This is a genomic window from Occultella aeris (assembly GCF_902703175.1).
Lineage (GTDB): Bacteria > Actinomycetota > Actinomycetes > Actinomycetales > Beutenbergiaceae > Occultella > Occultella aeris.
On sequence record NZ_CACRYJ010000022.1, the window covers coordinates 77,250 to 88,639 of the forward strand.

General features: G+C 67.6%; 8 protein-coding genes and 1 tRNA gene. 6 read left to right on the forward strand and 3 right to left on the reverse strand.

Translation table 11 applies throughout. The annotated features are described in order from the left end of the window. Window positions 1–88 precede the first annotated feature (88 nt). Window positions 89–889 (reverse strand): polyphosphate kinase 2, encoded by an 801-nt coding sequence (gene ppk2, locus HALOF300_RS08275; RefSeq protein WP_156740482.1) that lies wholly within the window; start codon window positions 887–889, stop codon window positions 89–91. 322 nt (window positions 890–1,211) lie between these two features. On the opposite strand from ppk2, the gene HALOF300_RS08280 reads away from it, so the two are divergent. Then, window positions 1,212–2,807, forward strand: coding sequence for an MFS transporter (locus HALOF300_RS08280; protein ID WP_156740483.1), 1,596 nt, complete (start codon window positions 1,212–1,214; stop codon window positions 2,805–2,807). After that, window positions 2,804–3,283 carry a DUF6325 family protein gene (locus HALOF300_RS08285; protein WP_156740484.1) on the forward strand — a complete coding sequence of 160 codons (480 nt, stop codon included), beginning with the start codon at window positions 2,804–2,806 and terminating at the stop codon, window positions 3,281–3,283. The genes HALOF300_RS08280 and HALOF300_RS08285 overlap by 4 nt, the downstream gene beginning before the upstream one ends. A 218-nt stretch (window positions 3,284–3,501) precedes the next feature. On the opposite strand, the gene HALOF300_RS08290 is transcribed toward HALOF300_RS08285, so the two are convergent. Then, window positions 3,502–6,012, reverse strand: coding sequence for a LuxR C-terminal-related transcriptional regulator (locus tag HALOF300_RS08290; RefSeq protein WP_156740485.1), 2,511 nt, complete (start codon window positions 6,010–6,012; stop codon window positions 3,502–3,504). Window positions 6,013–6,346: 334 nt separating this feature from the next. On the opposite strand from HALOF300_RS08290, the gene HALOF300_RS08295 reads away from it, so the two are divergent. The 4 genes from HALOF300_RS08295 (at window position 6,347) to HALOF300_RS08310 (ending at window position 11,140) form a co-directional block, all read left to right on the forward strand. Next, entirely contained in the window at window positions 6,347–9,115 is a 2,769-nt protein-coding gene (locus HALOF300_RS08295; RefSeq protein ID WP_156740486.1) for a cation-translocating P-type ATPase, read from the forward strand. 142 nt (window positions 9,116–9,257) lie between these two features. Next, on the forward strand, window positions 9,258–9,746 hold the full coding sequence (locus HALOF300_RS08300; protein WP_154795691.1) for a DUF1269 domain-containing protein: 489 nt from the start codon (window positions 9,258–9,260) through the stop codon (window positions 9,744–9,746). Next, on the forward strand, window positions 9,736–10,230 hold the full coding sequence (locus tag HALOF300_RS08305; RefSeq protein WP_156740487.1) for a hypothetical protein: 495 nt from the start codon (window positions 9,736–9,738) through the stop codon (window positions 10,228–10,230). The genes HALOF300_RS08300 and HALOF300_RS08305 overlap by 11 nt, the downstream gene beginning before the upstream one ends. An 82-nt stretch (window positions 10,231–10,312) precedes the next feature. Then, window positions 10,313–11,140, forward strand: coding sequence for an alpha/beta fold hydrolase (locus HALOF300_RS08310; RefSeq protein ID WP_156740488.1), 828 nt, complete (start codon window positions 10,313–10,315; stop codon window positions 11,138–11,140). 137 nt (window positions 11,141–11,277) lie between these two features. On the opposite strand, the gene HALOF300_RS08315 is transcribed toward HALOF300_RS08310, so the two are convergent. Beyond that, a tRNA-Thr gene (locus tag HALOF300_RS08315) sits at window positions 11,278–11,350 on the reverse strand. Between the last annotated feature and the right edge of the window lie 40 nt (window positions 11,351–11,390).

Here is an 11,390-nt window from a genome sequence, read left to right on the forward strand (position 1 = left end):
CCGCGCGTGCTTCGGCGAGCACCCCGGAGCACGTCTTGAGCGCGCGCTGAAGTGTCTGCCACTGCACCGTACGGCGACCGGGCTCTCGTCAGAAGAGCGCCGGTATCTCGTACGGCGTCAGGTCCCGCTCGATGTATCCATCGGCCTCGGGCCGCTTCGGAAGTTCGATCGAGCGGGTCTCCAGTGGAGCGTATGGAACCTGGCCCAGGAAGTGCGTGATCAGGTTGAGGCGACCGCGCCTCTTGTCGTCGGTACGCACGACGTGCCACGGAGCCCACTCGCTGCTCGTCCTCGCCAGCATGTCGTCGCGGGCGGCGCCGAACTCGTACCACTTCGTGTACGACATGAGATCCATCTTGGACAACTTCCAGATCTTGCGCGGATCATCGATCCGCGACTGGAGGCGCTTGGTCTGCTCCTGCTCGCCCACCTCGAGCCAGTACTTGACCAGCACGATCCCGGCATCGACGATCGCGCGCTCGACGTCGGGCGTCATCGAAAGGAAGCGCTGCGACTGCTCCTCGGTGCAGAATCCCATCACTCGCTCGACCCCGGCCCGGTTGTACCAACTGCGGTCGAAGATCACGACCTCGCCGCCCGCGGGCAGGTGCGGGATGTAGCGCTGGATGTACATCTGCGATCGCTCACGCTCCGTCGGGGCAGGGAGCGCCACCACGCGGAACACCCGCGGGCTCACCTTCGCGGTGATCGCCTTGATGGTGCCGCCCTTTCCGGCGGAGTCACGACCCTCGAAGACGACGCAGACCTTCGCACCTGAGGACTTCACCCACTCCTGCAAGGCGACGAGTTCGACGTGGAGACGCGCGAGCTCCTGCTCGTATGCCTCTCTGGGCAGTTTCGCTGAGCCTGCGTGCTGGTTCTCGTCCACGTCATCACCATGCCTCTCCTCAGGGGTGGTAGGCACTACCCACGCCAGGGTGGTCCGAGGGCCACACCTCGACACCTGCCGATCCTCCGGGCCGCGTCACGGGGATCCGCCACCTCATGCATCGCCTCGCGGCGGAGGGTCGAGCCTCAAACCCAGATCCGCTCCCGAGAGTCGGTACCCATCCACTATGACTGGGTGGTTCGCGGAGCATGGGGCGGGCGCAGGGTGCCACAGCCCACCCCGGTTCGGGTGGTTGCTGGCAGGCGGTCCCGGACTACCTTGGCTGCACGGCACGTCCGGCACAGGCATGGGGTGGTGCACCATGGGCAACCAGCAAGACGGAGGAGCAGCCGCGGCTTCGCCAGGGAACAAGCTCGCGGTCTTGCTCGCGATGGCCATGTTCGTCCTCGTGGTGGACACATCCCTGATGAACGTCTCGATCTCCGCGGTGGTCCGGGACCTGGACACGACCGTCAGCGGGGTGCAGTCCGCGATCGCGCTCGAGGCACTCGTCTCTGCAGCGTTCATTCTGATCGGCAGCAAGGTTGGCGACCTGATCGGCCGCAAGCGTGCCTACGTACTCGGCCTACTCGGGTATGCGACGGGTGCGATCGCCATGATGGTGGCGCAGGACCTGAGGGCGATCGTCGTGTTCTGGGCCGTGATCGGGGGCCTGGGTGCTTCCTTGCTCCTGCCGGCGATGCAGTCGTTGGTGCACGGGAACTTCGAGGGTGCGGCCCAGCGCAAGGCGTACGCCCTGGTGGGTGCCGCTGCCGCCATCGCAGCGGCGGTCGGTCCCCTGCTCGGCGGCTTCATCACCACGTACCTCTCGTGGCGTGTGGCGTTCGGTATGGAGGTCGTGATCATCGCGATCGTGCTGTCCGGGATCCGGCTGGTGCACGACGCGCCGTACACGGGGTCGCGTGCAGTCGATCCGGTCGGTGCCCTGCTCTCGGTCCTGGCGATGGGCGGGCTGGTCCTCAGCGTCCTCGTGTGGCAGGAAGGGGGTGAGTTCGTCCTGCTGCTCCTCGTGGTCGGCGTGGTCGCCCTGGGCTCCCTCGTCCGCTGGTTGGTCAGTCGGAAGAAGAAGAAGCGCCCGACCCTGGTCGACCCCGACCTGTTCAAGATCCCGACGTTCCGGCTCGGTATCTCCCAGCAGATGCTGCAGCAGGTCGCCCTCGGGGGTGCCATGATCGCGCTCCCCATCTACCTGCAGATGGTCCTCGAGTACAACGCGATGGGGGCAGGGCTGTCCATGGCCCCGCTGTCCCTGAGTATGTTCGCGGTCGCGCTCCTGGCCGGCCGGAAGGCAGGCGACCGTCGCCCGAGCCGGATCGTTCGCATGGGATTCTTGCTGCTCGCAGTCGGAGTAGCGGCGCTGTTGCCGATCGTCCCGCGTGCCGAGTCCGGGTGGGCGCTGGTCGGCCCACTCGTCGTGGCCGGCAGCGGGCTCGGTCTGCTCGTGTCGCAATTGAACAACTACACCCTGGGCCCGGTCTCGGAGGAACGCGTCAGCGAAGCCGCGGGCATCAACTCCGCCGCCGGATCCTTCGGCCTGTCCTTCGGGCTGGCATTCGCCGGCGCCATCATGCTGGCGACGCTGTCGCTGACGTTCACGGCCAAGGCCGAGGGGAGTTCGGTTCTGCCGCCCGAGGACAAGGTGCAGGTCGCCGAGGCACTCGATCGAGATGCCCAGTTGATGAGCAACAGCGATCTGGAGGAACTGTTGGCAGACGAGCCGGAGGTCATCCAGGACGAGATCGTACGCATCAACACCGAAGCTCGTCCGCTGGCGTTGCAGGTGGCGTTGGCCGTTCCCACTCTCGCGGCTCTGCTCGGCCTGGCCAACTCGTTTCGGATGGTTCGCCTTCCTGAGCCCAAGCCGACGGGCGACACGGAAGGGATGGCATTCGGGTGACACCACGCAACGAGCAGGGCGGCCAGGGTCCGCCGGCTTCAGACCCGGACCTCGTCGAGTATGTCGTCATCAACCTGCCCGACCTCTCGTCGAGCCTCACCGTCGCGCAGGCGCTGAGGAGCCTGGTCGAGTCGTCACGGATCAGGATCCTCGACCTCGTCGGGGTCGCCATCGACGCTGAAGGCAGGTACACGGTCACCGAGCCCGAGTTGGTGTCGGCGCTGGCGGACCTGCGCGACGTGGATGGAGAGGTGGGCCGACTTCTCAGTGACGACGACATCGTGGTCGCCTGCCGTGCGCTGCCCGCACGTACGTCCGCGCTGATCCTGGTCGCCGAGGACCTCTGGGCCAAGGTGCTGGCGGACGCGGCCCGGTCCGGCGGTGGTCAGATCGTCGGTGGCGAGCGAATCCCACGGAGCCGGTTGGAGCAGGCCGAGCGTGCGTTTCGACGAGGACGGCCGGGCGGAGGTCGATGAGATGAGACGGGTGGCTGGTTCTCGACGAGACCGCGTGGGGGTGCTCCGCGCAAGCCCCATGCTGGACACGACAGTCGGCGCGACCGTCGGTCCAGTGATGAAGTGGAGGGTCGACGAGGTCCGTCAGCTTCTCTCACTCGTCGACCGTGACCTCCTGTCCGAGGAGGAGTTCGAACTTCAGATGTTGAAGATGTTCCGGCTCTGCTCGCCAGAGTGGTCTAGCGCATCAGGCTCAGACGGCGAGCGGTCGCCACTGCCTCCGCGCGTGAGTTGACGCCGAGCTTCTGGTAGATCACACGCAGGTGGAACTTCACGGTGTTGTGGGAGATGAACAGTTGATCGGCGATCTCATGGAGCGTGAGGCGCGTTGGCAGCAACCGGAGCACACCACGTTCCCGAACCGTGAGCTCGGCCACAAGAGCACCGGTCGGCGAGGGGACAACCTCACCCCCCGACACGACATGGCGTAGCCGCCGCATCCATCCGTCCGGCACGCGCCAGGCGGCCAGCTCGAGCAGGTCGAGCACATCGCGCCCACTGTCCCCGACCGTCTCCAGCATGCCGTGCTCGGCGGCGATCTCCGCAGCCGCCGCAACCTCCTTCTCCGCAGAACCGCGATCGCTGCCGTGGAGGCTGCGGCCCAGCAGCAGGTGGCGAACCACCTGGTGCCGCGCACACCGAGGCACAGCGAGCGCGAGCGAACCGGCGGCCTCCGTGCGCCGCTGCGCGGCCAGTAACACGCGGGCGTCACTCACGGGACGCCAGAACGGGTCCTCGATCTGCCGGGCCCAGTGTGCGGCATCGCCGGGCTCACGGCACGCGAGTCCGAGCACAACGCCGCGACGCGCCAAGCAGTCGGTAGCGCCACGTCCTCCGAAGTCGTATTCGCAGATCTCGGCGGCCGACCGGAACGCGGACCTGGCGCAATCGAGGGCGCCTTCCGACAGGTGCAGCTCTACGAGTTCGAGTTGGGCCAGGAACTGGACGTACACGTTCGGGTACGACGTTCGCGACGACAGATCCTCCAGCAGTTGCCTGGCCTGTCCGTGGTCCCCGAGCTCTCGAATGCCGATGGCATCAGCCAAGGCAAGGTCGACCCGGAGCGTGCCCATGTCGCCGGCCTCTGCGATCGGCCGCACCCTGGCCGCCGTTCGCACAGCGTCGAGGGGGTAGCCACCCAGAGCTAGCGCGACGGCACGGGTACCCTCGAGGGCGACAGCACGCTCGGGGTCGTGGCTGACCCCCCGGACGACCTCCTCGACCTCCGGGCCGCCGTCGAACCATCGCTCGTCGAGAGCGATGCCGCGGGCGACCAGACTCCAGCCGAACCTTCCCAGGGAGTCGAGCCAGGCCGGCCCGTCGAACGCGTCCAGCGCGGCCCGGGCCTGGCCCTCGCAGCGGTGCCAGTCTCCGGAGATGATCGCCGCTGCGGCCCGGAGGATCTCCAGCCTGCCGGCACTGTGGCCACTCACCGGCTGCGATGACTGCGCGGCGGCCAAGGCAATCTGGAACGACTGACGGTCGATCGGCATCTGGCACCATGCATACTCGATCATCGCCTCCGGGTCCGAGGCGAAGGAGCTCGGTGAGATCTCCTCCGTCATGCGGCGCATGGCAGACGCTCGGCCGCCATCGAAGAGGTCGACTGCCAGCTCGGCGAGCAGACGGAGCGCCTCGCGCGGCATACCCGCCGACAGCCAGTGCTCGACAGCGCTCGTGCTGTCGTCGGTGGCCTCGAACCAACGGGCCGCCCGGGCATGAAGGTCCCGAAGACGCTCAGGCTGCCGACGCCCGAGCTCGGCCCGCAGCAGGTCCCTGACAAGTCCGTGCACCTCGAACCAGCCGCCGGGCTCCAGTGCCGTGACGAACAGGCCACGGCGCTCCGCCTCGGCGAGCATCTCGCCGGCCCCGGGGCTGTCGGTGAGCGCCTCGGCGAGCGAGTAGTTCACTCGGTCCGCCACCGACACGCCCAGGAGCAGACTGATCATCTCGGGTCGCTCCGCTCGCAGCACCTCGTGCCACAGGTACTCGTCGACGAGGCGACCGGACCCGGTCGTGGCTTCGTTCTCGTGGCCCGAACGTCGGATACCGTCCGCCCCTTGGGACCGAACTGCGAGAGCGGAGAGCTGGAGGGCAGCCGCCCAGCCGCCGGCCCACTGGGCGACCTCGGACAGCTCGTCAGGGGCCGCGTCCGGACACAGCCCGACGAGCATCGCCATCGCCTCGGCATCCGAGAACCTCAGCGCCTCGAAGGAGAGATCGGCGAGCAGACCGCTGGCCCGGAACCTGTCAACGGGCAGCCTCAGCCGGCGCCGGGTCAGCACCAACAGATCCAGCCAGGCGGGCTTGTGCTCGATGAATGCCGCAAGGCACGACGACGCCGAGGCGTCGTCGTCCACGAGGTGAACATCGTCGATGACCAGCACTGTCCGGTCTGCTTCGATGTCCTCGAGCACATCGACCAGCGCGTGCACCGCGTCCTCGGGTCTGTGCGGGCGACGGAGCACGGACATGGTGCTATCGGCACAGCCTGGGGCGAGTTGGTCGATGGTGGCGGCGAGCGCCGTCGTGAGCTGCTGCGGGTCACGGTCCGCGTCGTCGAGTGCCAGCCAGATCGCTCGCCGCCCGGTATGAGTGATCCAGTCGGCTGCGAGCGCCGTCTTCCCGGCACCTGCCGGCGCGACGAGGGCCAGAACCGGGCACTCGTTGAGATCCTCGAGCAGCCTCACGAGGCGCGGTCTGCGGATGAAGTGCGCCGGTGTGGTGGGAACGCGGAACTTGGACCTGAAGAACGGCGAGTCGTATCGCCCTCGCTGCACCAGCCTGGAGCCACGTGGATCGTCTGCCATGAGTACCCGATGGTTTGAGCCCTCCGAGTGGGCCGATGCACGCCACGGTATCCCCGGCACACCGGCCTGGCTTCATCCAGAGTGCAGGATTCGTCGGCACGGCCGTCAAGGCGGGGCCGGGCACCAGATGAACCCACCCCGCCGAGGGTGGAGCGCAACCACCCAGCGTCTCAGCACCATCGGTGAGAACCGCACTGATCCGTGGAGGTCAACGATGGCGACCGTGAACGCTGACATTCCCGGCGCCGAGAGCCCTCGGGACCCAGTCGCGATGGAGGCGGACGACGTCGCCCGCGAACTCGGTGTCGATCCGGCGGTTGGGCTCTCCAGCGACGAGGCCCGATCGCGCCTTGCCTCCCACGGGCCGAACCGGCTCGCCAGTGGGAAGCGGGAGCCCGCATGGCGAGCCTTCGTGCGGCAGTACCAGGACTTCATGCAATTGGTGCTCCTCGGCGCTGCGCTGATCAACCAGCTCGTGACCCAGGACACCGCCACGACCGTGGTCCTTGCCGGACTGACGGTGTTCAACGCCGTCATCGGCCTGCGCCAGGAGGCGAAGGCCGAGGAGAGCGTCAAGGCGCTATCCCAGATGATGAAGTCGATCGCGCGGGTCCGTCGTGACGGTCAGCCGACCGAACTCGACGCCGAGGAGCTGGTGCCCGGCGATGTGGTGCTGGTCGAGGCCGGCAACCGGATCCCGGCCGACGGTCGCGTGTCACTCGCCGCGACCCTCGAGATCGAGGAGGCCGCCCTGACCGGCGAGAGCCTCCCGGTCGGCAAGAGCATCCAACCGGTGCCCGGCACCGACGTCCCGCTGGGCGACCGGCGGTGCATGACCTACATGAACACCTCGGTCACGCGGGGCCGCGGAGAAGTGATCGTCACGGCCACCGGGATGGACACCGAGATCGGGCACATCGCGCACATGCTGGCCAACACCGAGACGAGCAAGACCCCCCTGCAGAGGCAACTCGACTCGCTGTCGAAGATCATCGCTTCGATTGCGGCGGTGGCCCTCGTCCTGGTGATCCTGTTGGGACTGGCTCAGGGTGCGACGTTCGACACGCTGTTCGTCACCGGCGTCGCCCTGGCGGTCGCCGCGATCCCCACCGGTCTGCCCGCGGTGGTGACCGCCCTGCTCTCGATGGGCACGCGCGAGATCGCACGTCGCAACGCGATCATCAAACGGCTGCCCGCGGTGGAGACACTGGGCTCGACGTCGGCGATCTGCTCGGACAAGACCGGCACGCTCACCCTCAACAAGATGACGGCACGCGAGATCGTGATCCCCGGACACCACCGCTACACCGTCTCAGGGGAGGGCTACAGCACGGTCGGTGACATCAGCCATGTCGGGGGCGAGCGATACGACCTGGATCCCTACCTGCTCCCGATGGTGCTCTGCGCCGACGCCGTCCTCGACGGCGAGTCCCTGATCGGCGATCCTACCGAGGGTGCTCTCATCGTGCTCGGAGCCAAGGGCGGACTCGACATCACCGAGACGCGGGCCGCCTACCCTCGCGTTGCCGAGGTGCCCTTCGACTCCGACTACAAGTTCATGGCGACATTCCACAACGTGACCTCGGATGACGGACGGCCGGTGGTTCGCTGCTACGTCAAGGGAGCACCCGACGTGCTCATCGCAAGGTCGACCTCCGTGCGGCAGCCCGACGGCACCGTTCTGCCGCTCACCGAGGCCAACCGGCATCTCGCACTCGAAGCGAACGACCGGATCGCGAACGCCGGCGAGCGGGTCATGGTCGTCGCTGAACGCAACCTCGAGCCGGGCACGGTGGGGGCCGACGACGACCTCATCGGACTCGTCCAGGAGTTGACCCTGCTGGCGATGGTCGGCATCGTCGACCCGCCACGGCCCGAGGCGAAGGCCGCCATCGGCGAGTGCCACGAGGCCGGCATCCGGGTCCGCATGATCACCGGCGACCACGCCAGCACCGCTGCCGCGATCGCGAGCGAGCTCGGCATCGAGGGCCGGGCCGTCACCGGTGCGGAGTTCGCCGCGATGAGCGACGCGCAACTCCTCCGGGAACTCGACGACATCGGCGTCGTCGCTCGCGTCGCACCCGAGGACAAGGTTCGCCTGGTCAGGCTGCTCAAGGAGAAGGGCGACGTCGTGGCGATGACCGGGGACGGGGTCAACGACGCCCCGGCCCTGAAGACCGCCGACATCGGCGTCGCCATGGGTATCACCGGCACGGAGGTCTCGAAGGAAGCCGCCGTCATGATCCTCACCGACGACAACTTCGCGACGATCGTCGGCGCAGTGTCATACGGGCGTTCCCTCTATGACAACCTCCTGAAGTACCTGCGCTTCCAGATGTCCACCCTGGTCGCCTACATAGCCATCTTCATCGGAGCCGGCATCTTCGGCATCGCCAACGGTGCGCCGCTGAACCCCCTCCAGATCCTCTGGATCAACATGGTGATCGACATCCCGCTCGCCATCGCGCTCGGCTTCGACCAGCCCGCCCGCGGCCTGATGTCGCGCGCCCCTCGGCCGATCAGCGCGCCGGTACTCTCCCGCACCAACTGGATCCGGCTCTGCGTGCAGGGCGCGGTGATGACCGTCGGCTCGCTGGTCGCGTACCAGATCGGTGCGGGCCAGGGCGGTGCCGTCGTGGCCGCGACGATGCTGCTGACCACACTCGCGCTGTTCCACCTCTTCGGGGCACTGCTGAGCCGTGACCAGACCGGGACCATGTTCGACCGCGCTTCGATTCCCGGCGCTGTGCAGTTGCGGCGCTACGGCGTCGCGCTGCTCGCGATCGTGCTGATCACGGTACTGAACTTCCTCCAGGAGATCTTCGGGACGACCGGACTCACCTTCGAGCAATGGTGCATCTGCATCGGGATCGCCTCCTCGATCGTCGTGGTCGAGGAACTGATCAAGGCGATCCTCAGGTGGCGTGCGGGGCCCACGGAGCCGGTGGCGCTACCCGTTGGCCTCACACCCGCCGTGGCCTGAAACGAGGATGGTCCGATGTCGTTCAGCTTCGTCACCGCAGTTTCCTCAGGAAGTTCCAACACGGCCCCGGGCCAGCGTCCGGACCGGACTCACCCATGAGGCCCGCGAACTGCAAGATCCCAACAACACAAAGAGGTGCGAGATGACCACATTCACAGTGTGGAAGTACGAAGACCCTGACGGCGCCGCGCACGCTGAGAGCGCGCTGAAGGCGGCGGCCGCCGATGGCGTGGTCACGATAGTCGACCACGCCGTCATGAGTTGGCCCGAGGGAGCCGACAAGCCCGAACTCCACCACGACCACGACAGCCCGAAGCGCGGCGCCGCGTGGGGGGCACTCTGGGGAATCCTCGTAGGTGCACTGTTCACGATCCCGGTGGCGGGCGTCGTCCTCGGTGCTGGGATCGGTGCCCTTGCAAAGGCAACGGAGGGAACCGGCATCACGAAGGAGGATCTGGAGCGGATCCGGACCGAGGTCGGTCCTGGCACGTCTGCGCTGTTCCTGGTCACGGAGAACACGGACCTGGACGCCCTCGGTGACCGGTTCCGCGGCCGCGACAGCAAGTTGATCCACACCAACCTCACGGCTGCCGAGCGCGCCGTGCTCCTGGAGACCTTCGGTGCCGGATGACCGCCGCTCAGTTCCGCTCGATCTCGTCTCAGGCAGTGAAGGCGCGATCATCGGGACGGTGGTCTGTGCCGCCGTGATCGCGTACGGCGTCGGTCACGCGGACTCGACGGCGCAACTGAGCCTGATGATCATCGTCACCGTCGGCGTCTACTGGATAGCGCACCTGCATGCCGCAACGATCAGTAGTGCGCTCACCCAGGGCCATCATCCGGCCAAGGCACTCAGACACGCCCTGACTGAGGCCGCGCCGGTCGCCGCCGCGTCGATCCTGCCGTTGGCCGTCCTCCTCCTGACGCGCCTCGCCGGGGCGAGCCTGGACGCGTCGGCATGGACGGCGCTACTCGTGACCATCGCGTTGCTGGCCTTCTACAGTTACCGGGCCGGCGCACGGGGCGGTCTCGATGCAAAGGGAAGGATTGCCAGCGCTGTAGCGGGCGCCGGCATCGGGGTGCTCGTCGCACTCCTCAAGGTGGCGCTGCACTGAAGGACCATTCGGTGAACGGAAAGCCGTTCCAGCTCAGCCCGCATCTGCGGGACCACCTCCCTGCTCCTGGAAAGAGCCTGCCATGTCGACCGACGACACCGGATGGGTGACAGAGCTGCTGCAGGTCGAGGGCGCAGTCGTCTACTGTCGGCGGAGCACGCACGGGTCCGGCCCACCCCTCGTCCACATCCACGGCTTCGGCATCTCCGGCGCATACCTCATGCCGGCCGCCCGCGTACTGGCCCGGCACAGGATCAACGTGGTACCCGACCTGCCGGGCTACGGACGCAGCACGCGGCGTGCCCACGTCCTGGACATCCCCGCGCTCGCCGAGGCGCTACTCGCAATTCTCGACGCGCTGGACATCGACCGGGCAGTGCTGATCGGGAACTCGATGGGCTGCCCGATCGCGCTTGAGGTGGCACACGGGGCACCCCAGCGGGTCGAACGCCTCGTGCTGGTCGCTCCTGCGGGGGGTGTGCAGAACCAGCCCCTCAGCCGCGGGCTCCGCCAGCTGGCGACCGATGTCGCTCGTGAGAGCCCGAGAATGGCGCCGATAGCGCTTCCGGACTACCTGAAGTACGGACCGATCAACGGCCTTCGTATGTTCCACAAGTTGACCATCTTCCCGTCGCTGGAGCGCTTGCTGCGCGCACCCGTGCCGACGTTGGCGGTCCTCGGCGGCCGCGATCCACTCATGCCGCCACCCGCCCGCGTCCGTGAGATCGGCCGACTCGCCGGCGAGCACATCACCATCGCGCTCCTGAAGCAGGCAGCACACGCAGCGAACTTCAGCCATCCCGAGGAACTTGCCCGGCTGATCGAGCTCTGGCTCGATGGTGCGCTCACCGCAGGCGCTCCGCTCCCGGACGGGGTCCGCCTGATCGACCCACACAGGCACGCCAGGTGACAACCGTGGCGTCAGCTGCGCCGGGGCCTGGTTGCCCGCCGCAGAGAAGGCGCTCACCCCGCTCGCGCAGGGTCGGGGCACGGCCCAGAACGGCCCCGGCACCGACTTTCATCAGTGCTGGGGCCGAATTCCACCGGAGCCGCCTCAGGGAATCGAACCCTGGACCTTCTCATTACGAGTGAGACGCTCTGCCGACTGAGCTAAGGCGGCGGATGCCCCGCAGGTGGAGCCGCGGGGCGCGCCCACTGTA